General features: G+C 40.8%; 44 protein-coding genes. 36 read left to right on the top strand and 8 right to left on the bottom strand.

All coding sequences use genetic code 11. The features are described 5' to 3' along the window. Positions 1–13: 13 nt before the first annotated feature. From GR160_RS03045 to GR160_RS03030, 4 genes are read right to left on the bottom strand one after another with little or no spacing between them, the layout of a single operon-like run. Positions 14–241, bottom strand: a complete 228-nt coding sequence (locus GR160_RS03045; protein ID WP_160748355.1) for a hypothetical protein — start codon at positions 239–241, stop codon at positions 14–16. A 23-nt stretch (positions 242–264) separates the two neighbouring features. Next, positions 265–816: an autotransporter outer membrane beta-barrel domain-containing protein gene (locus tag GR160_RS03040; RefSeq protein ID WP_160748354.1), complete on the bottom strand. Its 552-nt coding sequence runs from the start codon at positions 814–816 to the stop codon at positions 265–267. Positions 817–871: 55 nt separating this feature from the next. Next, positions 872–1,348 (bottom strand): hypothetical protein, encoded by a 477-nt coding sequence (locus tag GR160_RS03035; RefSeq protein WP_160748353.1) that lies wholly within the window; start codon positions 1,346–1,348, stop codon positions 872–874. 54 nt (positions 1,349–1,402) lie between these two features. Beyond that, positions 1,403–1,795: a helix-turn-helix transcriptional regulator gene (locus GR160_RS03030; protein ID WP_160748352.1), complete on the bottom strand. Its 393-nt coding sequence runs from the start codon at positions 1,793–1,795 to the stop codon at positions 1,403–1,405. Positions 1,796–1,886: 91 nt separating this feature from the next. Here GR160_RS03030 and GR160_RS03025 point away from each other — a divergent pair, with 91 nt between their 5' ends. Further along, positions 1,887–2,135: a hypothetical protein gene (locus GR160_RS03025; protein ID WP_160748351.1), complete on the top strand. Its 249-nt coding sequence runs from the start codon at positions 1,887–1,889 to the stop codon at positions 2,133–2,135. A 31-nt stretch (positions 2,136–2,166) separates the two neighbouring features. Then, positions 2,167–2,316 (top strand): hypothetical protein, encoded by a 150-nt coding sequence (locus GR160_RS03020; RefSeq protein WP_160748350.1) that lies wholly within the window; start codon positions 2,167–2,169, stop codon positions 2,314–2,316. On the opposite strand, the gene GR160_RS03015 is transcribed toward GR160_RS03020, so the two are convergent. Continuing rightward, on the bottom strand, positions 2,291–2,581 hold the full coding sequence (locus GR160_RS03015) for a hypothetical protein (protein WP_160748349.1): 291 nt from the start codon (positions 2,579–2,581) through the stop codon (positions 2,291–2,293). The genes GR160_RS03020 and GR160_RS03015 overlap by 26 nt on opposite strands. Before the next feature lie 118 nt (positions 2,582–2,699). Between GR160_RS03015 and GR160_RS03010 the strand changes: the two genes are divergently transcribed. From GR160_RS03010 to GR160_RS02925, 18 genes are all read left to right on the top strand, one after another. Further along, the gene (locus GR160_RS03010; RefSeq protein ID WP_160748348.1) at positions 2,700–2,888 is read left to right on the top strand and encodes a hypothetical protein; all 189 of its coding nucleotides are present in this window, start codon (positions 2,700–2,702) and stop codon (positions 2,886–2,888) included. 6 nt (positions 2,889–2,894) lie between these two features. Next, a complete protein-coding gene (locus GR160_RS03005) occupies positions 2,895–3,119 on the top strand; it encodes a hypothetical protein (protein ID WP_160748347.1) in 225 nt (74 codons plus the stop codon). A gap of 180 nt (positions 3,120–3,299) precedes the next feature. After that, positions 3,300–3,605: a hypothetical protein gene (locus tag GR160_RS03000; protein WP_160748346.1), complete on the top strand. Its 306-nt coding sequence runs from the start codon at positions 3,300–3,302 to the stop codon at positions 3,603–3,605. A gap of 87 nt (positions 3,606–3,692) precedes the next feature. Beyond that, positions 3,693–3,833, top strand: a complete 141-nt coding sequence (locus tag GR160_RS02995) for a hypothetical protein (RefSeq protein ID WP_160748345.1) — start codon at positions 3,693–3,695, stop codon at positions 3,831–3,833. Next, positions 3,820–4,104 (top strand): hypothetical protein, encoded by a 285-nt coding sequence (locus tag GR160_RS02990; protein ID WP_160748344.1) that lies wholly within the window; start codon positions 3,820–3,822, stop codon positions 4,102–4,104. Before GR160_RS02995 ends, GR160_RS02990 begins: the two co-directional genes overlap by 14 nt. A 146-nt stretch (positions 4,105–4,250) precedes the next feature. After that, the gene (locus GR160_RS02985; protein WP_160748343.1) at positions 4,251–4,472 is read left to right on the top strand and encodes a hypothetical protein; all 222 of its coding nucleotides are present in this window, start codon (positions 4,251–4,253) and stop codon (positions 4,470–4,472) included. Next, entirely contained in the window at positions 4,469–4,777 is a 309-nt protein-coding gene (locus GR160_RS02980; protein ID WP_160748342.1) for a hypothetical protein, read from the top strand. The genes GR160_RS02985 and GR160_RS02980 overlap by 4 nt, the downstream gene beginning before the upstream one ends. Beyond that, positions 4,767–6,464, top strand: coding sequence for a hypothetical protein (locus tag GR160_RS02975; RefSeq protein ID WP_160748341.1), 1,698 nt, complete (start codon positions 4,767–4,769; stop codon positions 6,462–6,464). Before GR160_RS02980 ends, GR160_RS02975 begins: the two co-directional genes overlap by 11 nt. Before the next feature lie 3 nt (positions 6,465–6,467). Next, complete coding sequence (locus tag GR160_RS02970) at positions 6,468–6,701, top strand: hypothetical protein (RefSeq protein WP_160748340.1); 234 nt, start codon at positions 6,468–6,470, stop codon at positions 6,699–6,701. A 1-nt stretch (position 6,702) separates the two neighbouring features. After that, positions 6,703–7,056 carry a hypothetical protein gene (locus GR160_RS02965; protein ID WP_160748339.1) on the top strand — a complete coding sequence of 118 codons (354 nt, stop codon included), beginning with the start codon at positions 6,703–6,705 and terminating at the stop codon, positions 7,054–7,056. 21 nt (positions 7,057–7,077) lie between these two features. Then, positions 7,078–7,338: a hypothetical protein gene (locus tag GR160_RS02960; RefSeq protein ID WP_160748338.1), complete on the top strand. Its 261-nt coding sequence runs from the start codon at positions 7,078–7,080 to the stop codon at positions 7,336–7,338. Further along, positions 7,335–7,499, top strand: a complete 165-nt coding sequence (locus GR160_RS02955) for a hypothetical protein (RefSeq protein WP_160748337.1) — start codon at positions 7,335–7,337, stop codon at positions 7,497–7,499. Before GR160_RS02960 ends, GR160_RS02955 begins: the two co-directional genes overlap by 4 nt. Before the next feature lie 149 nt (positions 7,500–7,648). Further along, a complete protein-coding gene (locus GR160_RS02950; protein WP_160748336.1) occupies positions 7,649–7,858 on the top strand; it encodes a hypothetical protein in 210 nt (69 codons plus the stop codon). A gap of 21 nt (positions 7,859–7,879) precedes the next feature. After that, positions 7,880–8,164 carry a hypothetical protein gene (locus GR160_RS02945; RefSeq protein ID WP_160748335.1) on the top strand — a complete coding sequence of 95 codons (285 nt, stop codon included), beginning with the start codon at positions 7,880–7,882 and terminating at the stop codon, positions 8,162–8,164. A gap of 15 nt (positions 8,165–8,179) precedes the next feature. Continuing rightward, positions 8,180–8,809, top strand: coding sequence for a hypothetical protein (locus GR160_RS02940; protein ID WP_160748334.1), 630 nt, complete (start codon positions 8,180–8,182; stop codon positions 8,807–8,809). Between the two features lie 21 nt (positions 8,810–8,830). Next, a complete protein-coding gene (locus GR160_RS02935) occupies positions 8,831–9,178 on the top strand; it encodes a hypothetical protein (protein WP_160748333.1) in 348 nt (115 codons plus the stop codon). Positions 9,179–9,180: 2 nt separating this feature from the next. Continuing rightward, positions 9,181–9,393: a hypothetical protein gene (locus GR160_RS02930; RefSeq protein WP_160748332.1), complete on the top strand. Its 213-nt coding sequence runs from the start codon at positions 9,181–9,183 to the stop codon at positions 9,391–9,393. Further along, the gene (locus GR160_RS02925) at positions 9,390–9,662 is read left to right on the top strand and encodes a hypothetical protein (protein WP_160748331.1); all 273 of its coding nucleotides are present in this window, start codon (positions 9,390–9,392) and stop codon (positions 9,660–9,662) included. The genes GR160_RS02930 and GR160_RS02925 overlap by 4 nt, the downstream gene beginning before the upstream one ends. A gap of 41 nt (positions 9,663–9,703) precedes the next feature. Here GR160_RS02925 and GR160_RS02920 read toward each other — a convergent pair whose 3' ends face one another. From GR160_RS02920 to GR160_RS02910, 3 genes are all read right to left on the bottom strand, one after another. After that, entirely contained in the window at positions 9,704–10,030 is a 327-nt protein-coding gene (locus GR160_RS02920) for a hypothetical protein (protein WP_160748330.1), read from the bottom strand. Positions 10,031–10,033: 3 nt separating this feature from the next. Then, positions 10,034–10,438, bottom strand: a complete 405-nt coding sequence (locus GR160_RS02915) for a hypothetical protein (RefSeq protein ID WP_160748329.1) — start codon at positions 10,436–10,438, stop codon at positions 10,034–10,036. An 801-nt stretch (positions 10,439–11,239) separates the two neighbouring features. After that, positions 11,240–11,419, bottom strand: coding sequence for a hypothetical protein (locus GR160_RS02910; protein WP_160748328.1), 180 nt, complete (start codon positions 11,417–11,419; stop codon positions 11,240–11,242). A gap of 334 nt (positions 11,420–11,753) precedes the next feature. Between GR160_RS02910 and GR160_RS02905 the strand changes: the two genes are divergently transcribed. The 16 genes from GR160_RS02905 to GR160_RS02830 all read left to right on the top strand — a co-directional run bounded on the left by GR160_RS02905 (position 11,754) and on the right by GR160_RS02830 (position 22,260). Beyond that, on the top strand, positions 11,754–13,217 hold the full coding sequence (locus GR160_RS02905) for a hypothetical protein (protein ID WP_160748327.1): 1,464 nt from the start codon (positions 11,754–11,756) through the stop codon (positions 13,215–13,217). A 1-nt stretch (position 13,218) separates the two neighbouring features. Beyond that, entirely contained in the window at positions 13,219–14,229 is a 1,011-nt protein-coding gene (locus GR160_RS02900) for a hypothetical protein (RefSeq protein ID WP_160748326.1), read from the top strand. A 22-nt stretch (positions 14,230–14,251) separates the two neighbouring features. Then, positions 14,252–14,815: a hypothetical protein gene (locus tag GR160_RS02895; protein ID WP_160748325.1), complete on the top strand. Its 564-nt coding sequence runs from the start codon at positions 14,252–14,254 to the stop codon at positions 14,813–14,815. 39 nt (positions 14,816–14,854) lie between these two features. Then, positions 14,855–15,406, top strand: a complete 552-nt coding sequence (locus tag GR160_RS02890; RefSeq protein WP_160748324.1) for a hypothetical protein — start codon at positions 14,855–14,857, stop codon at positions 15,404–15,406. 93 nt (positions 15,407–15,499) lie between these two features. Then, positions 15,500–15,865: a hypothetical protein gene (locus GR160_RS02885; RefSeq protein ID WP_160748323.1), complete on the top strand. Its 366-nt coding sequence runs from the start codon at positions 15,500–15,502 to the stop codon at positions 15,863–15,865. Beyond that, complete coding sequence (locus GR160_RS02880) at positions 15,865–16,155, top strand: hypothetical protein (protein ID WP_160748322.1); 291 nt, start codon at positions 15,865–15,867, stop codon at positions 16,153–16,155. The genes GR160_RS02885 and GR160_RS02880 overlap by 1 nt, the downstream gene beginning before the upstream one ends. Positions 16,156–16,159: 4 nt before the next feature. After that, complete coding sequence (locus GR160_RS02875; protein ID WP_160748321.1) at positions 16,160–16,948, top strand: hypothetical protein; 789 nt, start codon at positions 16,160–16,162, stop codon at positions 16,946–16,948. A 4-nt stretch (positions 16,949–16,952) separates the two neighbouring features. Beyond that, positions 16,953–17,141 carry a hypothetical protein gene (locus tag GR160_RS02870; protein ID WP_160748320.1) on the top strand — a complete coding sequence of 63 codons (189 nt, stop codon included), beginning with the start codon at positions 16,953–16,955 and terminating at the stop codon, positions 17,139–17,141. 4 nt (positions 17,142–17,145) lie between these two features. Then, positions 17,146–17,664, top strand: coding sequence for a hypothetical protein (locus GR160_RS02865; RefSeq protein WP_160748319.1), 519 nt, complete (start codon positions 17,146–17,148; stop codon positions 17,662–17,664). Between the two features lie 11 nt (positions 17,665–17,675). Then, positions 17,676–18,113, top strand: a complete 438-nt coding sequence (locus GR160_RS02860; protein WP_160748318.1) for a hypothetical protein — start codon at positions 17,676–17,678, stop codon at positions 18,111–18,113. 2 nt (positions 18,114–18,115) lie between these two features. After that, positions 18,116–18,580, top strand: coding sequence for a hypothetical protein (locus GR160_RS02855; protein ID WP_160748317.1), 465 nt, complete (start codon positions 18,116–18,118; stop codon positions 18,578–18,580). Next, a complete protein-coding gene (locus tag GR160_RS02850; protein WP_160748316.1) occupies positions 18,580–19,050 on the top strand; it encodes a hypothetical protein in 471 nt (156 codons plus the stop codon). Before GR160_RS02855 ends, GR160_RS02850 begins: the two co-directional genes overlap by 1 nt. A 66-nt stretch (positions 19,051–19,116) precedes the next feature. Then, positions 19,117–19,386, top strand: a complete 270-nt coding sequence (locus tag GR160_RS02845; RefSeq protein WP_160748315.1) for a hypothetical protein — start codon at positions 19,117–19,119, stop codon at positions 19,384–19,386. A gap of 4 nt (positions 19,387–19,390) precedes the next feature. Next, a complete protein-coding gene (locus GR160_RS02840; RefSeq protein ID WP_160748314.1) occupies positions 19,391–20,275 on the top strand; it encodes a hypothetical protein in 885 nt (294 codons plus the stop codon). Beyond that, positions 20,275–21,882: a hypothetical protein gene (locus tag GR160_RS02835; RefSeq protein ID WP_160748313.1), complete on the top strand. Its 1,608-nt coding sequence runs from the start codon at positions 20,275–20,277 to the stop codon at positions 21,880–21,882. Before GR160_RS02840 ends, GR160_RS02835 begins: the two co-directional genes overlap by 1 nt. A 6-nt stretch (positions 21,883–21,888) precedes the next feature. Then, positions 21,889–22,260, top strand: coding sequence for a hypothetical protein (locus GR160_RS02830; RefSeq protein ID WP_160748312.1), 372 nt, complete (start codon positions 21,889–21,891; stop codon positions 22,258–22,260).

Here is a 22,260-nt window from a genome sequence, read left to right as displayed (position 1 = left end):
TAGACTTAATATATCAATAATTGGCATAGAGATTTTTGACGCAGTTGCCACATACCGGACGACCTTGACTTGCACACTCTTTTCGAGCCTCATTTTCGTCAAGACATGCAAAAACAGTATGGTTTGAGTCAACCTTATCCATAGCTTCACAAATAGATTCAGGTTCAACAAAGCAACGGAGATCATCTTTAGCCATTAATCCCTTAAAAAGATGCAGTTCTTCTGTATCTTTTCTTTTCATAAGTGTATATACTAATGCCATAATTAAAAACTATATCCAAATTTAACACCGGTTCTCACAGCCCATTCGTCCACGTTTTTGTTGTCTATGTCGCCTTTGCCTTTTATCTCAATTTTCCACATGGCACCAATAAAAGGATCTATAGAAAAGTTGCCCAGCTGTATTTTATATCCAATCTCGGGAGCAAAGAAAGAAAAGTAGCTATAAGTGCCATCTACCACTCCAAAAATAAACAGGTTTTCGTCAAACTTTACATTGCCGTAAGACAGGTAGTTTGCACCGTAAAAGCCTTTGTGTTCAGGCCCCCAATAGTTGCGGCTGCCCAGCTCTATAGCAAAGCCGGTTCCGTCAATATCATAGCCTGCAACAGAATAGTTCATTAACCCGGCAGCAACATTTACAATGTGCGATTTGGCATGCTTGCCATCGGGCTTAATTTTGTATTCATACTGTAGGCCAATTTGGCTTGGGTCTGAAAACATTGGGTTGATTGATACCTGATGCTGTTTTGTTGTTTCCTGCGCAAAAGTAAGTGTGGCCGCTAAAGATGCAGCGAGAGTAAAAATTTTTCTCATAAGGTGGTGTTTATTTAAAATGGTTAATTTTTGTATATGATAAAGAAGAAAAAGCTTATTGTAACTCCTTTTTAAACTTTACAAGTTTTTCTTCTTCAATGAAATTTTGCTTTAGTGGAAAGTAGCCATCGTGTCGAAGACCATTCTTAAAGCCTATATAAGTAGCTAATTGTTCCCTGGTAAGTACTGCTCTAAAATCTTCCTCATTTTTTACAAGCAATTTCATTATTTCGACCTTAGACTGAGCTGTTTTTGTCTCATAATACTTTTTAGCTGTCTCGTAAAAAACTGGGTATTGGTCTGTAAACAGTTTTTTGAGTTGAGCTTTTTGTTCTTCTGTAAAATCAACAACATCTTTTATACCCTTTATCTTACCATTTGCATAATATTCTGCCGGATTAAAATCAGGAGTCTTTTTTATATTCCTTTCAATACCATAATAAATGCCAAAAGTTCTGTCGCTTAAGTCTCTATCTGATTGAGCAAAGGCTATTGTAGAAAATAAAATGAATAGTAAAGTAATTTTTTTCATGTGGTGTAATAGTAATGGTTATTTGTAATTTTTAGTTTTTGTATACCAACCAGGTTATGATGCGGCTCCGGGTTGTGCTTTCAAATTTTCTATTTGCAACTTCTGTGCCTCAATAAATTCTTTTTGCAGCTGCACCATGTCTTCAAGCTGCTTTACATACTTTGCGGTGCCATAATCGGGCGGCGGTGGTTCTGCCAACACCCGTTGCTTGTCGTTGTTGGTTGTAGTAAAGCCCTTTAAAGTTAAATCTAAGTTAATAAAATCATCAATTGTAATTCCAAAGTGCTTACAAATTTTTTGTATCGTCTCTACGTTTGGATTACTACGGCCATTAATGTAAGTATTAATTGTAGCCTGTTTCTGCTCAAATATCTCTCCAAATTCTTTTTGTGATAATTTATTTTTATCACATAAGTACTTGATATTTAAACCTATATAATTAATCATGCTGTTTTTTGTAATTTTTATTACAACAAAATGTAATTTTTATTACTTTTTGTATTACATTTGTCTTCATAAATGTAGACAATTTTTCGTTATGGCAAAATTGAGCGAAACCATTAAAGAGAAGAAAGCGCGCCGCAACAAAGCTGTTTTGGACCGCTATATTGAACTAAAGAATTTAATGACGTGCCGTGAAGCCCAAAAACTTCTCGAAGATGAATTTAACATCAGCAAGTCTACAGTTACTAAAATTTTATTTGTTCCCTCCTACTCACTTTCTCCACTCCCAACGATAGTTGCAACAACCGTTGTTGTGGCAGAAACTAAAAGCGTGCCAGTTTAACAGATTTAGTAAGAAAAGGATTTTTAAAGTTATGGGATATACCACAGAACAACTTAAAGAAATGGCTAACGACCCCTCAATATCAAGACATGAGTTTAGAGAACTTGTTTTAAAACAGTTCTATGAAGATAATGCGACACCTTTGGATGATACATCTATTTACCCTGAAGCTTCCGGGTAAATTCTAAAAATAAAGTACTATAGTGTTTAAAAACGGTATCAATGTAGTGAGATAGATCGGGGTTTTCAGCAGGGCTGTTATCGCACATTTTGTCTAACTCGTTTGTGTATCTCAAAAACACATCGCCCAGTTTGTCAATATCTGTTTTAGTAACTTTTTGTTTTACAGATTTAAAGGCAGGTATTTTAAGAGCTTCGTCCTTATACGTTTTCAGTAATTTTTCACATTCAACCTTTAGAGCAGAAATTAAAGCAGAGTTATCCATTGATTATATAAAAACACAATGATACAAAAATAAACCTTAGCCGCCCCTTTTGTTGTGCATATTCAGTTTTTTGGTTGGTTGATATTTTTAGGCGGCTTTGGTTTTATAAATACATAGTATGGATTTATCGATTGAACAAAAAATAGAGATACTGGAGCATGAGATAAAAAATTTAGAGTATGGCAAACAGTGGTATAGCAATAGCCCTTTGCATAGCAACCAGCTAAAGCGCACGATACAAATGAACGCGTATGATAATCGCATCCAGGACAAATATAAACAGATAAAAAAGCTATCTAAAAGCTAAACAACAATGCAGGCAGAAACAGTATATAACGTGTATATGGCACTTCCGGAGGAGGAGCGGTTACGCTTATATAAAATGGTCGACGCCGATGTAAAGCTGCTGCAACCTGTTGAAGTTAAAAAAGATGATGGCCAGTACACCGATGCAGAATGTACGGATGCTTTAATGAAAATACTTGAAAAACAAAAATCAGAACGATTTGGAAAGAAAAAACTAATGGTGGTAAAATAAAAAAGTGCGGGCACCACCCCGCACCTACCCGAAAGATAAATAACCTGTTGGAAGCAGGTAATTATACTTATCGCTGCAAAAATAGTGATAAATGAAGTAGGGACAAAGCTTTAACACATTTATAACAAAAAACCATGCAACAATTGTTGTTGCTAAACCCGAAACCTAAATAATTTAATTATGCTAAAAACAAACCTTACCCCTGCGGGTGGCTGTATGCCCCCGGCAGGAACCGTACCTACCCTTTTACAAAAACCCATTGCCAAGCTAAACAAAATGCGCTGCGTTGCCGGAGTTTCTTCCGGCAGCTTGCAGCCCAATATGGCAATGGTGCATATAAGCTTTTCTAACCAAAAGAAAACAAACCCCAAAAAAGCCCTGGACTGTTTTAAGCGTGCCGGTGTAGTACCAAAGCTGCTACACATTAACCGCATTGGCCAGTTTATGCAAATATGGCTTCAACCTGCTAAAACTTTAACCCATTAAGATACCTCAGTGCAAGTAATTGCAATCTACCCGAAGCCGCCGGCAGCATGATGCATGCCGGCCGCCAAGGGGTTAAAAGCTACAACTATGGAAACACACAAAGTTTATGATTTAGATGGCAGGCCTGTACTGGATCCGGAGGCCATTGCAAAACAGGAGCGCAACGCGCAAGAAATAGAGGTTAATGATGCTGAAACTTTAAACCCTACTACCAATGCAAACATTTAAAAACAATACCGATGCCAGGCTACGGGAGTGGCCTCAATCGCCCCAGGAATGGCAGGCCAGCCCGGTTATAAAATTTACTGTGCCGGGTAACCGCATTGTACATGTGGGAGACCGCATACACGCAGCCACTAAAATGGTTAAAACAGGCTTAGAAAGCGGCGGTGTTAAAGACATTTACTACTACATACAGGAAATAAAAGAGGTTAAGGCCAATGCTGTATTTATTACAGATACCGATATAACCGCTACGGCTAAACGCTTGGAGGTATGACAAAGCAGGAAATACTTGAAACGTTACTTTGGACTAAAGGATTATATACCCAATACATTGATGTAGATAATTCAACGTGCGTACATGATTTTTATATAGGTCTAACACATGATGGATTAGAGTTCGGCTTTTGTGTATTATTCCGGATGGCTCTCGCAAATGAATATGATGTGTTGTTAGAACTCTGTCGAGATCTTAACACAAGGCATCCTAACCCACTGGGTATATTGTGGTACACAGCAGCTAATAAACTCTATCCAACAACAACCGTTGAAGACATCAAGCAACAAGCGTTGCAACCGCGTTTAGACCACCTGAACCGTACAATAGCGCGCCTACAGGAAGAACTTAAAGCTGAAGCCGTATGACGAACGAACGTTTATGCGAAATCCTTAAAGAAAAGATGATTGCGCTACATCCTGGAATGATAAGCTATAACTGTAGAGTAGATATAGAGACACGGTATTTAAAGGGAAAAATTTTAAAGGAGATATACGTAAGCATGGGAGCTTTAAAACATAATCATCCTGCTGAAGATGATTTTATCTATGAAGGGTACTGGGCTAAAAATGTTGCAGAAGCTATTTCAATCATAGATCAGAAAATTTACGGCTACACAAAAACTACAAAATTAGAACCTAATCCTAAAACAAACAACAACAATGAGAACTAACCAGGTAAATAATATTGCCGGGGCCTTGACAGCTGCCAAACTTTTTGGCTACCAACCCAGTGTGCAGCTGCCCGAACCGGAAACTAACTCAAAAGAACAATCCAATGTGCTTACAGCCGTATATCCGGCAATAGCAGGAGAAGCGTTTGCAAGAACGATGGATAATTACCGCATTTATGCCGCTCAATACAACTTTCGCACTAAGGCAGAAAACGAGTTAATTGATAAGCATAACGCAGGTGTACAAATATACAAAGAAAACAATCAACTTGCTGAATATGAGAAACAAATTATTGCAAATTTTAGAAAAAGATTTGCCCACCTTTCAACGCGTGATTATAATGCCGAGGTAGATAAAGCAGGTGAAACTTTTAGCCGTTTACTGGACAAAAAGCGCATACAAACGCTAAAGTATGGCACAGAAATGCATTTTGCCAACTGGCTGCACCTTTATGATGCGCAGCTGCGCAGGCGCAACAACGAGTACCGCAATTTAAAGGTGCGCACCGCCACCCCGGTGCAGCCGCTCGTAACCAACAGTTTTCATATAACCAATTTAAAGCGCAATGGAGAGCTTTCTATTGATGTATGCACCAAAACCGTGCGCAACCACCGTTACCGCCTTGAAGAGGCTGGTGTGTTCTTAGACAGCACGTTTATTGGCCGCTTTTTGGGTGTAAAAGTGGAAATTAACCCTGATATTTTGGTAATTCTTGATCTCGCAACCAATAAAGTTGCCTCAGCTGAAAATCAGCCTCTTAACCCTGACCGAGAGAAAAAGTTACCTAAACACTATGAAGCTACTGGAACTTTTTCAGAGGATTATAAGAAAAAGGAGGTCGCTGCGCAAACCTCTGTCGATAAGGTGTCTCCTTCGTCGACATCCTTTGAGATTAGCAGGAGCATTTTAGCAGGAACACCCCGAAGCAAGCAAACCCCGGATTCACCAGGGGGCGCGGCCGCGAAAAAAGATGAAAAATTTGAAGAAACTTTAAGCCATAAACTCCGTGCGCTCATTATACACCCCCAACAACTGGCGTTGGAACTGGCAGCAGGCCTGCACGATAGCTACCAACCCATTGATGTTAGGCTATTGTACAAAGAAGCAATGGGCGGCTACCTTACCCGGGCTGAGTTCCGCGAGTTGGTAATCCAGGATTTCTTTAAAAATGCTGCTAAACTCTACCGTGGCCAAACGGTTTATGCCGGGGCATGGAAAAAGGCAATTAACTACTGGATGGAACATAAGTTCATCACATTCAACGGCTATCACTTCCAAAAGGCAAACATTATTGATGATGTATCGCAACTGCGTTGGAGGTTAGAGCATGCGCGCAAATGGTTTGTGCGTACAGGAATTTCAACACTTTACCCGTCTAACTACTTTGATTTTACGCGCAAAGCTGCCAAAGAAATTGGCTTTGAATACACCGAAAAGGCTTGGAAAAGGCATGTTAAATACCAGGAAGAAAAGCCCGAAGCTAAACGCAGGTTAGAGAAAAACGCCAAGCTGCGCCTTGAAACCATAGACTACTCTAAAAAGTTTGATGCGGCCGTTAGGCGTTTCCTTACCAACAAAATTACTGTTAACCAGTTGCTTGACTATGTAGAGAACAACCTGCCAACGCAGTTCAAAAACAAGCTTGCAACAACAATTGAGAAAATGATAACCGAAACTAAATTTTAAGCCATGCCAGTATTTTGCAGTGTAAAATCGCGCATAAAGATGATTGCGCTAACAAAACCGGGATTGCCAAATATTATTTGGTTTAGCATCCTTAGCCATGACCATAAGCCCGAAGAAAAGATCATTGCCGGCATGCTCCGGAGGTTCCAGGCTACTAAAGACATCAATATTACTCAGGTAATACAATTTTATGACAACCAGGAGAAAAAGCGGCCAAAAATAGTAGAATACAGATGATATGAAAGCCATAAAATTTACAAAGGTAGACCGCGACGAAGTAATTGTACTGCAACGCGAATTAGAATGTTACAGCAACATACAGGTGTATGGCCTTTATTTTAGAAGTATTGATGATTTTATAAATGCCATTATTGCTGTAGACACCGCCCAACGCCTATGGGTAGCATTGCGCAAAAAGGTAGAAAGTGACAGTAAATTCTATAACCTGAAGTTTAATGCCACTGAAGCTGCTGTAATATTTAAATGCTGCCTTTGGAAACGCGATGGCCGCACGCCCTATCAAACATTTGTTGCTGAAAAATACAAGAACGGTATTGATAACGAATTTAAAAACCTAACACCAGGACAGTAATTAAAAAATGCGGTTAGTTCAATGACAGGTACAGATAAACTTAAGCCACTACCATACAGCACGAGCAAAAATCAACTTACCAAATGGTATATATCCTGTGGTGTGTCTGAAAAGAACATACGCCACGCCATTAATGCCATAATATCTGATAACCGCAAACTACCACCGGGTAAAACCATCTATGATAAAAACGTGCGCCACGACGAACTACAGGAATTTGTAGAACAGTTTGGCCTGCCTAAAGATTATTATAACCCCTATTCTAAAAAAGAAGCGATATGAAACGCATAAAGATCATTCTAACCATTGTTGCCGCCCTTATTATTGGCGGTGGAGGCTATTTTATTGCCGCAACACCTTTAGCCATTTGGAGCCTGCTATGTGCCGTTGTTGGCTTTTTCCTGCACATTTTGGGGAAACTTAAACCCATAGATAAAATATGACACACTTTTTAGAAGCACTGGCCATGGCTGTAATGCTTGGCCTTGTTGTTGGCCGTTTGGCTTGCAGGAAAATAAAGCAACTCAGTAAAAAACGATAACCATATAATACAATTCCTGGCCCTTTACTGGCCTTTTAAAACTACCACATTATGCCGAAAACAGAACCCATTTACAAACAGCAAGGCAACCGGTTTTACAAAATTGTTGGCTTTGATATGTTAGAGATTGACTATTCCAATGCTGAACATGGTATTATGAGCATTAGCTATGCCGATACACGAACCAGCCCTATAGCACCCAATGGGCATGCTAAAATCTATCTAAGAACACTTTTGATAAGTTTTTTAAAAAGGCTATGAAAATCTTTAATGCTGTAGGCCATGCCAGCGGTTAAAAGCAACAACCCTTTGCATGCCGAAATGAATCGATATTTCAACATGCATGTGTATGAATGGGTAGGTATTGAAACAGTTACAACAACTGTTGGCGAGATAAAACAGCCTAAATACGCCCATGCCGGTATATGCAGTGCAAACGAGGTTGCAGTTTACATTGCAGATGAAAAACTTAAAATAAAGCTTTTTAACAAGGCTTTGGACGGTGGGTTAGACAGATACACCTTTCTAATACGAAACCGCCTTAAAATCGAAATTTACTCAAAATAACTAAACGGTTTTGTTATGAAGATATTAGTGGCCTGCGAAGAGAGCCAGGCAGTAACAATAGCTTTTAGATCAAAAGGTCATGAAGCATTTAGCTGCGATGTACAGGAGTGCTCAGGCGGGTATCCTGAATGGCATATACAAGGCGATGCCCTGAAAGAAGCCTACAGCGGAAATTATGATATGATGATTGCTTTCCCTCCATGTACCTATCTGACTGTTGCTGCTAACAGGCACTTTGTAAACAATCCTGAACGTTGGAAGGCAAGGTATGAGGCAATGTTGTTTGTGTATGATCTTCTGAATGCTCCTATAGATAAAATTGCATTGGAAAATCCTATTGATGCAATATCTACCTACATAAGGCCTCCGGAGCAAATCGTAAACCCGTTTTATTTTGGCGACAACGTGCCCAAAAAAACGTGCCTGTGGCTTAAGAACCTGTCCCCCCTAATTCATTCAGCTAATAACACACTGTTTGATGTAAAAACACACGTTGAACCTGAGTACTTAGTTTATAATTCAAAATCGAATAAATCAGGAAAATCAAAATATTCTGTTTTTGGGAAACAGGGTAAAGGCCACGGTAAAACAAGAAGTAAAACATTCCCCGGCATCGCCAATGCAATGGCTGAGCAATGGGGCTAAAATCAATTAATATTAAATCACATGAAAAAACTACCAAAAATTATCGCCTTTATTATCGTGCTAATCTTTATTGATGCCCTTGCAGCAACAAATGTTGGCTATTATGCAACAGTTGTTGATATGGGAGCCAACAACGCTACCACCACGCCAACGCAAAGCCCAAACAACGAGCGTATGACTACCGCAACAACATTCGAGCCGGTTCCGGGAAGTTATAGCCTTTCTTTAAGGTTGCCTAACGGTAATATCAAGTCTTTCAAGGTTACCGCAGGCACTTATAACAGTGCCACTATTGGGCAACATGTACCTATGAGTACTAAATATGGCCTTTTTACTGGATATGATTGGATAACTAAAGTTGTAGAGTAGTCATGAGAAAACAATCATCTAAATTATTTGAAGACAGCATTATGTACAGTATTGTGCAAATTAATGATCCTGAAATTGGTTGGGTAGAAGAATACCGTTTTGAAATATACCAACGCCCCTACTTTTTTGGCCTGCTTGGTAAGAAACGATGGGAGTTTGTAATTCAAACAAATGATTTTAACCTAGGCTATTCCTTTTGTAAATCTCAATTATGAAAAACCTAACACTAAAAGAGGGCTATAAAAACCGGCACACGGAGCCGCTGCCCACAGAAGAATATTACATGATAATCGTTATAAATGACAGCACCGGAGAGCATAACGAGGTTTGTTTATGGAAGCCTGCCGAACCGGAAAACGAAGACCAATCGGGATTTTTAGGTACTGCTTACTGCATGTATAGCAATAAACGCGGTGTTAGTACAATTGGGCATCATGTCTGGGAGCAAAACAATGCCGAATTTGTTTATTATAAACAAATATAAATAAAAAAACCACCTTAATAGGTGGTTTTTAGATATTTGGATTATTCCATATCGTTATTATTAACTTCAAGCGCATCTGTTTCTACATAAGCACCTTCTTTCCATCCTTTATTGACCAATAGCCAATCCAATAAAGCTCCCATAAATTGATAATTAATTGCATGGGCAGATGCTTGGTTATAATTTACAACTCCATCTTCATGGGTTATAATTACATGTCTTTTATGCATCGGCTTTGTTCCTTTAAGCACAAAAGTTGTCATATTTGGACCAACATCAAATCTGGAATCTTCTATGATTTTATTACATTTTGTTAAATTCTCTGTAATAAAATTCAAATCTACTGTAGGGAGATAAGTATCTAACATATCTTAATGGGACAACTCTAGTTGATTTTCGTTTATAGATGAACTTTCAAAATCTATAATTTGTGGATGCTTTTCTCCGGTATGAACCATTTGTTCAAATACAAAATTATCCACTTTATATACCATAGTACTCTTCGTCAGCTCCTGCCATCCCAAGGCTAAAAGCTCAGTTTCCAATTTTAGACCAAATCTTTCACAATTAATACAAAAACCTTTAATTGCATCTTTGGCTAATTTGTCAATGTCCATGTTATTGAAAGCATGAAATTTAATTCCAAAAAATGGCATTGTAATGCTAATAGAGCCGTCAGAATTTTCTTTGTCCCATACGGGCATAACTACAGACACAGATTCCAAATTGTTATTTGTTCTATCTCTGCGAATTTCAATTGTTGCTTCGTTATTCATAATGTTTTAAGGTATTCTTTAATAACGCAAATATCAGGGAACAATACTCTTTGTTATTAAGCGGTGTGGTTGTCGTTATTTTAAATCATAGTAAATTAAGTTAAACAAATATCTTGTCACATTGACATTCAATACTTTCCAACTTCTACACCCGTGTTATAAAAACGGCTGCAAAAGTAATATTTTTTTAAATATTAGAAAAAAAAATATTACCTATTTGGAAATACTTCTTAATCTATTAATTACGAATATCATGCCATACTATCTCTCTTAGCTTTTTAACTATAGGACATGTACAATTGACATATTTCTTGACGGAAAATTAAGTAAAAGTTTGGAATTACAACACGTGCTTATATAATTTTTAAGACATGAACTACCCTAAAAAAATACTTTTAATGTTAAATACATCTTAAAATACCAGTATTCGCGCGGTGTCTACATTTTTTAAAAAAATAAAAAAAATAAAAAAAAGCAAAAAAAAAATTGTCGGGAGCGGCCTCAGAGCGTGTTTTGGCTACCAAAATGCTTGTAAAAAACATAAAAACGCTTAGTGTTTTCCCTCAAAAACGCGAGCGCGCGAGAAAATTAGCAACAAAAAGACACAAGTGCGCGCGCAATTTCGCGACGTAAAAACACAAGCGCGCGAGAAATTCTGCGGCGAAAAAAACAAACGCGCAAGAAATTTTGCGGCGGAAAAACACAAGCGCGCAAAATTCCGCAACGCGCGCAACAATCGTTGCAACACGAAATTTCGCCAATCCTGTCTATATATCGTCTATTGTTTTTTCTCTATGTTGTCTATACGTTGGGATATGGACGTAAATCCCTTTCAAGTTGATTATACAACGGGTAATTTTTAGGATGGTATAGCGTTCCCAAGTCATACACAAATTGCCCTGTATAGTTTTCGCGCCTGGCAATGATTATATACAGCGTTTCTTCACCCTCTAAAGTCACAATATCTCCTACATGAAACATAGTTATAGTATTTACACAAAAATAAAGACTATGGGTCAATTAGCATTATAAATATCTAGTACTTGATTATTATAATGCTAATTGACAGCAAATAAAAAAAGCCCCGGAACTATCCAGGGCTTTTCGCACTCACTTACGCGAAGTCGAAGCATACCAGTGACTACAAATACACGATATTGTGTGCGCAACCTTTCCTAACCTTCCCAAAGTTCCCCTAACCTGCCCTAACCTTTCCGAAGTTTCCCTAACCTTTCCTATCCTGCCCTAACCTTTCCTAACCGGACAACTCTAAAAATCCCCTCGCTTTATTTGCATCGTTATCAATGGACAGTGAATGAGCGACATCAACCAATTGCTATACCGCCCACTAAAAGACGGTAAAAAATACAACCGCCTTATCCCGGAAAGCGCATGTGAGCGCGTAGACCTTGGTACAGGCATGACAGATTATACCGTCAAAAAAATGGCAGAATGGATTTACCAGTATGCCTGGCACATGGCAAAGGTTGCGCCGCTCATGCAACAACAGTTGTTGGAAGACACGTGCGAAGAGATACACATGTTTGCCTACCATCATTTTACATACCGTGCAGATTTAGCCGAACAATTCTTGCGCTCCCCTGCTTGTGCCTGGCATAGCCGTCATGAGGGGCTTGATTGCAAAAGCTACAGCATTATATGCAGTGCCTTATTGCTAAACCTCGGCATAACGCACTACATAAGGCGTATAAGGCAGGATAGCTACGAGCCGGACTTATGGACACACGTGTATGTAATCGTGCCTGTAGATCAACAAACAGGCAGCCTAAACAAGGGCTACTATTTTGTAGATGGTACAGTGCCTTTTGATACAGAACCCGAATTTTTAGAAAAAGACGATTATATGATGCAGCATACTGGTTTAGCAGGCGCAAGGCCACAAGGTTTGAACTCCTTTGACTGGAATTCTATTAAAGGCCTCTTTGCCGGAGGTTGGTCATTCAACTGCATTGGCGGCACTTATGATGCTAACGACTTCAACAACGCATCGGGACCAGCTATTGTAAAATGGATGGCAGATACTATGGCAGAGGTTAACGCAGCCATGAGAGCTAACAGTTCAGGCGCAATGAGTGTTTGCAACAAGCTGCTTGTGCAAACCCAACAAATTAAAGACCATGCTGCAAATACAGCCTCTAAAGACTGGAGCTCTAACTGTTCTAAGCAGGCAACCAACGCATACAGGGCTTTAGGCGAATACTACAACAACATTGTAACGCAGGCTTTCCTTGCGTGGCTCGAAAAATACTTTACGGTAACCTACACCACCGAAAGGATAATGAACAACACTTTTGATGCTATTATCCGTACGGGCAAAGGCTTCAAAAAAGAAGAGTTTGAACGCTTTATAGATGCAAAAAAAATTGCTTCTATGGTTTTAAAACCAGGGCAGCAAAACATTGTTGAATTTGAACTTACGGCCTACAACACCAACACGGCAAGTTATGCCAACAACAGTTTTGATGCTATAAAAGCACTTGCCGAAATGGCTAAGCCCCTTGTAACCATTGGCGCGGCTGTAATAGGCGGCAGCAACAATAACAGTGGCGGCAGCGGCAGTGTAGTTACTGATCCTTATGTAAACAATGGCAACTATGCCAAAGGCGACAATAGTGGCGGTACAACTTCTACAGCCCAAATGGTAGGAGGTGCAATATTGATAGGTGGTTTGGCTTACTTCCTGCTGATGCCTGATACACCTAAAAAAGGCTTAAATGCTTCAAAATCAAAAAAATCATCAACCAAAACTAAAGTATAACATGAACAATGGAGTAGTATATAGGCCACAGCCAAAAGGGGTAACAGTATATAACCAACCGCAGGGATTAAATGGTTTTTGGCGTAGCCTTTTTAATGCAATAGTTGGTGAAGTTGGTGGTTTATTGGAAAATACATCAAGGTCACTGCCTATAGTTGGTGGCACTTTAGGTGATTGGATTAATCGCCTTACCAGGTATGCTCAACAAGAAATAGGTTACAGAGAAGTTCCTATTGAAGCTACACCTGAAGAAGAGATCAAAATTAGTGCATGGAAAAATAAATATAAGCTTTGGCTTAGCCGCTTAGCACACGAGTTAGAAGCTGCCGCAGCGTTATCGACTCCGGTTGATAGGTTAAATGCAATAAACGTTGTTGTAAACAAGCTAAACACCGTTGCCGACCATTTCGCAAATTACGAGACGGACGGATTTACAGAAAATGGTATTATTCAGCGTGACAACATCATTTATGAGACCATGCAACCAATGAGGGAAACCATTAAAGAACTGGTTACCGCCATAGGCGCAACAACAATTGTTGTGACGTTTAACCCTCAGATATACTTGCCATTCGTACCACTAATTACAACCACTCCTTTAACTTCTGTACAGGGAGATAACTATGTTATTGCAAGCACGTCTAACGGTTCTAATCCGGGCGGTTCTACATCAACTGGTAGTGGCACAACCGCAGGAGGCAGTACTTCTACCGGAAGCGGAACAACCGCAGGCGGAACGAAGCCTGCAACAGGCGGCACCGTAGTTGGTGGTACAGTGGTAGGAGGTTCAACAACCCCTGTTGTAACCACAACAACAAAGCCAACAACACCTGTTGTTACTGTGCCAACAACACCTGCAAAAACGTCTACAGAGGCCGAACCCGAAAACAAATCATCAGTAGGTAAAATAATAGCCTTGTTGGGGCTTGCAGGTGTAGCATACTATGCTTTAGCTACCCCCTCTAAACCAGTACGCAAAAAGGCCACAGGCCGAAAAACCTCAAAAAAGTAAGTAACAATTAATTATATATCAAATGGAATTCAAAACACCATCAGGTTCCGCGATTACTGATCCACTTGCCACAGCCGGTGGTGCAGTCGCTGGTGCAATGCTGTCTAAAGCTACTGTAGGGCTAATCCATAACCCGGTAGCATCAGAAGATGCAGAGACCATTAAAAAAGACGAAAATGCCCTTTTGTTTAAACGTGCCGGATTAACAGCTGTAGGTCTTGCCGCTGCCATGTTTATTACAGGTAAAGACGGTCTTACTACCGCTGCCAAAGGTGCAGGAATAGGCATAGCCGTTGTACAAAGCCTTGAAATTATAAAAGTGTTGGCAAGCCGTGGCGGTGTTACTGCCGATCCCGCAGCTTCTAAAGCTAAAAAAGCCCTCGCTAACGCTGTTGGACTTGGTTGTCCGTGCAACGGTGGTTTAAACGCATCACGCCGCAGGCGTAGGCAAACAGGCAGGCTAAACGCACCTGTGTATGCTTTCTCTAACATGGACAAGTTTGCACCGGCTGCTAAATCTTTGGAAAGCTTGGGATCAGGCGGCGGATTAGATAAATGGGCTGCTAAACAACTATTAGCAGCCTAATAAACCTTTAAAAAAATATAAAAATTAAATAAGACAAACATGAAAAAGTATTCGATTCAGGAAATCATGGAAACCCTGCCGGTAAAAGATGTAGCGGTAATTGCTGGCAGAAAAGTAAGAACAAAAGTATTGTATATAGCAGGTTTGGCTGCTACAATGTCTCCCGACGGACAGATCATTGAACAAAGCACCAAAAAAGAGGTGGGCGTAACCAACTTTGATGCCGGGAACAAACTTAATGCAGGCCGCGACCTCCTTGTTTTAGGAGTCCGCATACTGTTTGATACTACAGCAGCCGTAACAGTAAAAACAGCATCTTGGAAAAGTGAAGCCCCTGCAAACTTTAAAAACGGTCAGTTAGTAATTAACCAACAGGGGTCGGGTGATTTGTTTAACAACCCTATCGGACCTTTTGCTCAGTATAACGCTGCTATTGCAGTAGAAGACCAGTTCAGGGCTGTATCTCCTTTTTGGATACGTCAACTATCAGAATTTAGCATTCAATTCTTACTTGCAGGCGCAGGTGCAGCCGACCAAGCCTTTAGGGTTGAGTTAGATTGTCTTGAAATTACAGATGCATCAGTATCATAATAGTGCTTCTTAATAGTTGAGTTTGGTTAGTTAGTGTTTGAAAAGGGCAAAAGCGTTTTGCTTTTGCCTTTTTTCTTAAAAATTTAAAATCACATGAAAAATTTAGAGCATTCAGAGCCTTTTACTATAGAAACCGGTCAAAGCTACCTTTCTAAAAGCTTTCAGCCTCGGGCAGGCTTTGTAGTAGGTTGCAGCATATACCACAATAATACCGACGGTTCTATTAACCCTAACCTGGTAAGCGCAAAGATCGTAACTGACTCAGGCGAAGAAATATCTCCATTGTCAGATATAAGGCATTACCGCAACCGAGAATCCGGTTATTATGAGGGGCTAAAACCGCTAAACTTTGAGACTAATAACAAAACCTACAGGTTAGAGATCATAGCACAGGAAGCCTTTACAGGCGATTTTGTTGGCAACCTTGTTTTTGTTTTTAAACCTGAAGGCGACTGCTAATGCAAAGGTCAGGTCTTACCACCATAAAGTACACCCGGTCTTCAAGCCTCATTAAACTGAATGATATTACCAGCCTAACCATAGCTAATTATGGGGAATTTGAAGTAACGGCTTTTGTTAATGATGTAGCGCGAAAGATACCTGGGTTTAATCCGGCAATAGGTGTGCCTTATGGCTCTTATAACCTGCCCGGAGACGGAACTTACTGCGATGTAAACATTCGCATAGAAATTAAAGGAGCCGGTGAAGTAATCATCGACTACCGAAAATTAATACCACAAACCTGTTAAACTAATGGATCAACTAACAGCAATTACCGAACGCCTTGAAAATGAGCCTACCATAGCAGTAAGCATTAATAGTGCTGCAAACTACGCTGTGTTGTGTCGCAACAAGACAGGTGCACAAATGCAGGCCGAAGCCGGTAGTGTTGTAGATTGGTTCAATAAGTTACTATCTACCACACCCAATATTATCGTGCAGCTTAAACGCAAAAATGGCAGTTCGCATATCAACCTTGGCGAATCTATAAAGCTGAATGCTGCACCTGTCGACCAGGGCTTAAATGCTCCAGTCTACGCACCTACCCACCAAGATTTTCAACAACCTGTTCAAATGTTTCCAGGATTAATGGCCGGACTTAACCAGTTAGACATGGTGTATAGACACCAGGATTACCCCAAAGTTATAGCCGAAAATACCGAACTGAAGGCTGAAAACAAAATACTTAAGACTGAAGTTGATAAGCTAAAGTATGAGGCTTTGGAAAACCGCTTTAGCGAAAACAAGGCAAATGGCAATAAAGAAATGCTTTCAGGCTTCCTTGCTATGGCACCGGAGATATTCGCAATGCTTGGCCGTGGAGCTGCCCCAGTAGCAGCCGCACCGGGCTTAGGCCAACCTACCCATCAGGATGATAATCTTTCAGACAGTAAGTACAATCTGATCCAGGTTATACGTGAAAATCAGGATTTCGTTTCTGATTACCTATTTGCCATTTATAACGGCATGAACACAAACCAAGAGTTTGGACAGGAACTAATGGAACTATTAAAAAAGTACAACCTAACAACAACAGCTTAACACTATGGCACAAATTACTATAGAAGTTCCTGCGGCTAACGCTATGGAACTGGCACAAAGAGAAAAAACACTCAAGGCCGTTGCAGCCCTGCCGCTCGAAGACAGCGAACGCATTTGCAAACTGGCTGAAAGCAAAAAGGCACTTGCCGGCCTTAAAAAGCACTGGAAAATGTTAACCGCAATGTTTGGATAAAACCATGATAAGTACCACCAAGAAAAAAGGATTAAATAACCCGGCTGTTGCTGCAGCACTAAACAGCGAAGAGGGCAAAAAAGCCATTGGCAGCACTACAGAGAATGCCAGTGTTGCCGTAAAAGCTGCTGCCGGCATTGCAACGGATGTTATTCCTTTTATGATAAAAACAGCCTTGGTTTTAGGCATTGGGTGGTACGCCTTTGGGTTATTCAAAAACAGGTTTATCAAGTTAGGGATTAATCCTAACTACCCGGCTGCCAATGTTTCTGACGGGCAGGCAGCAGCAAGGGCATCAGCACTATATGAAGCTATGTATGGCTTAGGTGCCGATTTTGAAGCTGTAAAGAACGCTATTTCGGGGCTAAACTATAACGGATGGGTAAAGGTCTACAATTCCTTTGGAAATAGAAAAGGTATCAATATCCTGGGCGATGAAATGAACCTTGTTGAATGGTTACAGGATCAGTTTAATGAAGAAGATTTACAGGAACTAAGATTCCTTGTTAACGGAGTATTTTAAAAAGCATGAAAATGACAGACAAAGATAAAAAGTGGTTAATGATTGGCAGCGGTGTAGTTGCAGTCATTGTAATTATTAACCTTACCAGGTCTAAAACTGATACTTCCGGCTCTTTAGAAGACCCAACCGGAAACGGAGGTAATTCATCTGCCAATGCACCGTTCAATGCGGATTATGTTGCTACCAACCTGTATGACATAATGAAAGGCAGCTTTACCGATGAACAGGACATTATGGATGCCCTTAAAAATGTAAATGCCTATCAATTTCAGCAGGTAATAATCAAGTTTGCCAAACAAAGTTACAACACGACTACAGGCAACCAGTATAACTTTTGGCCGTTGACACCCTTACCACTGGAGCCTTTAAAAGTTTGGCTTAGAACTGAGCTAAGCGACAGCAAATACAACACACTAAGGCTTAAATATCAATCACTAAACTACCTGTAATCATGCCATATACAATAAGAGGTAAAGTATTAGACGAATTTGGCGAGCCAATCGGTTTGGGTGACCCTATGGGGCATCCGGTAGTTATTACCGAAAAACCATCGGTCCCAGGTGGGCTTACTATTGCAGATGTTTGGGCAGAGCCGGACGGTTCTTATACCATTTCAGCACTCTCCAGTACGTCACGTATTGAGATTTCTGCTTATGGCTACAGCACACAAAGCTTTGCGGCTACAGCAGTACCATCTATAGTGCAATTGCAGGTAGACCCGGCACTGGTAATAAGCGGCACAACAAAACCGCCTGTAAAAAAAAACTACAATTGGGTTTGGGCTGCGGCAGCAATTGCGCTGCTTGCAGGTGTAGCAATGGCAGACAAAAGTAAGCCTAAACCAACGCGCACAGGCGCAACAAAAGCAAAAGCAAAAACAGGGTTAGGAAAATCCGCCGTAATGGTAGTAGTATAATGGCATATAAGAGTTATTTAAACAGGGAGAAACTGACACTTGGTTTAAGGAATAATAATCCTGGTAACCTTGTTAGAACCTCTATTGATTGGGAGGGTAAAATACCGCATTCCCTAAGCAAAGATAAACGGTTTGAGCAATTCTATGAACTCAGATACGGCATTCGCGCGCTAATGCGTGATATAATTACCGACATAACCAAAGGCAACAACACCATTGCCGGGCTTATTGAAGAATTTTCTCCGGCCATAGAGAACAACACCGCTAACTATATAAGGTTTGTTTCAAATTCTTTGGGCGTATTGCCAACAGCAGTATTTGAACTTACTGAAGAAAGCCTTGTAGCTATATGTAAGGTTATTATCAGGATGGAAAACAATGCAGACGTTACCACATATATTACGGATGATGATTATCAGGATGCATTAGAGATACTTGGAAAGCCTTTAAAAAAAAAGCAAATCCCATAACAACATACCTCATATTGGGCGGGGTGGTAGCCGCCCTTTATGCAGGTTACATGATCTACAAACACCATGACAATAGGAACAAGCATTGACGGATTTATAATGTTGGGTGGCGGTGGCGGTGCCGGTTCCGGGCTTAACAGCATAAAAGTTACCATACTGGCCGATGCTAACAACTTGCAACATGCCGCCCTTGTAGGTGCTACCGAAATTGTTACGGCAACCTGCAACGGCAACACAAAAAATACTGATTTCGATTTTACTTCAGCAGCAGGCAGGCTCAACGCCTATGATGTTTATGCAGGCGAAGTACACACAATCTTTTTCAAAAAACCTTAACCCCATGAAAACAAAAATATTAACCCTGTGCCTGTTTATCGTTAGCTTTTTTGCCATAGGGCAAACGATCGACAGCCAGGGTAACGTAAACAGGGCAAACAAGTATATGGGCGGTATGTGGTTTACTACCGCTACCGTTTTGCCCACCGGCAACCATGATGCCCTCTACCCTAACCTACCGTTAAAAGGCCGCACACAGATAAACGCTACAACGGGCAGGCTTGAGTATAACGATGGCAACACCTGGTTTACACTGGCCTTGGACTACACTAACAATGTTTCTACAATTAGTGTTAGCCCAACCTTTGGCGAAAAAGGTGTATCTGTACCCGTTACGGTAACCTACAACATTGCGAGCAATAGCGATCAGTTTACAGCAGCGAGTATTAATCAGGGCATTGGCTCTGTGCTTGCAAACATTAATACCGGCAACAGAACCGCAGCCGGAGGCAGCAGGACAGCTACCACGACATTTACTCTGTCAATGACCTACAACCGCCTGAGCGTTGTTACCAATGAAAGTAAAAGTGCAACATATACCGGGCATGTACCACAGTGGATGGGTATTAGTGCTACGGATGATTTTACCACCTATGCTGCGATTAGTGCCGATGCAGGACTACAAAAGTTTATACAGGCTTCCGGAGCCATGACACGGCCTCTAAGCCCATCAGCGCAATATGTGTGGGTGTTCACCACCAATTCTACAGGCAAAGTGTATGACCAAAACAATTTTGAGCAAACTGAAGGTGCCTGGAATAACGGAACGACAGAGTTCTACACAAAGTCTATTACTATAACGCTACAGGACGGCACTACAGCCACTGTATATGCGAAGCGCACAAGGTTACCTAAAACTTTAACCAATCAAAACTACAGGACAAACTAATGAAAAAGTTTATATACATACTCATTGGCCTTTTTACCCTTACTGCATTTGCGCAAGGCGGTGTTACGCTGCCGACAGGCTTTAATTTGCAGGATGATCAGCCGCTTGATGATAGATTCAGGCATAATGGTTCAGCAGGCCGTGCCGCGCTTCATAATGCTTTTACAGGGGTATTCAGTACAGATATAAGTGATCCTGAAAATCCAAAATTATATATCAAAACGTCTACAGGTTGGATAAACTGTATAACTGGAGTTAAAGGCAGTTATCGCAATTATGCAATGACACCGGGTGCAGATTTTAGCGCAACCCTTGCTTTGACAGCCCTAAACAGCCGAACCAATTTGCGTGCAGGCACAACGCCTTTTGTTGTCGCTGCCGATGAAAGCCCTCTTTTACTTCAATTTACTGTTAGCAGCAATGTTTTTGGAGATACTACGCTTAGAAAAACATACATTTTTGCATTTTTAGGCGGTGCAGGTTCATGGGGTCAGGGTGGTACAGCAGTTACAGCTGCCAATTTAAAACTACTGTCAATACAGCAAACAACGGTTGAAGATATTACCAATGATCCTAACACGGTAACAATACCACTGGGCACGCTGTCCGATGGCAATTACTTAGTAGCCGCCAATAGTGCCGTTAGAAATTTAAGCAGCTCAACATCTGTTTACTATTTTTCCTATACACAGTCAGGAAACCTATACATGGTTCAGTTCGTGGGTACACCAGGCACGTATGGCGGTGGTGGAACGCAATTAGTAGGCTCTAATCTTGTACCGGCTACAAATAGCACAGTTCAGCCGGTAAGCACGCTGCAAAGTGTTACAGAGGCAGGTTCTACGACTACTAAGCCAATAACCATTCAGGATGCGAGTATCACAGCCCGTAAGACAGAATTAAATGCTGAAGGCATAAAGCTTACGAACAGCAGCGGTTTTACCACTACCGTTACAAACGCCACTGCCACAGGAAATGCAACGCTAAATATACAGAACGCAGCTTTAAAAACTGGCGGCAATACCTGGACTGGAACTCAAACAGGTCTAAACGTAGCTACAGCGATCACTACAAGTAATACCACAGCAGTTACCAACGAGATATATGTAAATCAACAGGTAAATGCGGCTTTGACTTCGGTATCCGGTGTAAAAGTATGCGACGTTACCCAATACACTGACTTTACCGGAACTACCACCAATACGCTAATCAGGACTTACTTTTTTCCGGCAAATAGCCTTTCTAATGGAGTTCTAAAGATTGATGGACAATTCAAAGTATCAGGAACCGGAAACCGCACCGTACGGATATATGCAAGCCCTACCGCTGCTATTTCGGGCAGTTCATTGTGTACCATACAGGCAAGCGCGAACGGAGAGGGAATGATTGGGTTGGACAGGGCATTTTACCTTACTGGAGGCCGGGTGTACTCCCTGAACTTTCAGGGAAGCCGAGAAAGCTTCGCGCCACTGGGTAATTATCAAAGTGAGAACTGGCCGCTCAATACAGGCATGTACATAGTTGTTGCCTATCAGCTTACTGTATCTGCCGATGTCATGGCACAAAAATACTTTAAGATAACGTACGATAAAGAAACTGTAAACTAAATAGTTATGAAAAAACTACTCATTTTTTTAGTCCTTTTGGCAGGTATGTGCTGCAATGCTCAGGCCATATACACTACTTATGATTGCACAACATTCGACGAAGTAACCGGCAGCATTGTTGAACCCTTTAGCGGATGTTATACTACTGTAAAAAGAACGGTAACGATGGTTAAGCCCAAGTTTAACACAACAAGCAATACCTGGTACGAAAGTGCCACGCCGGAAGAAATTGCAGCGAGCATACCACCAACACAAAATGTGGATGTTGAACATCTGAATGAAGAGTACCCTACCGCCCCGGTAAATTTCACGTTGATCTACACAAAAACTTCTGAAACGGAGTGGAAAGTAACCCAATTACAACCAATAAGCAATTAG

It is taken from the genome of Flavobacterium sp. Sd200, from assembly GCF_009826935.1.
Lineage (GTDB): Bacteria > Bacteroidota > Bacteroidia > Flavobacteriales > Flavobacteriaceae > Flavobacterium.
The sequence above is the reverse complement of the archived record's forward strand: the minus strand, read 5'-3'. Positions and strand labels throughout refer to the sequence as shown.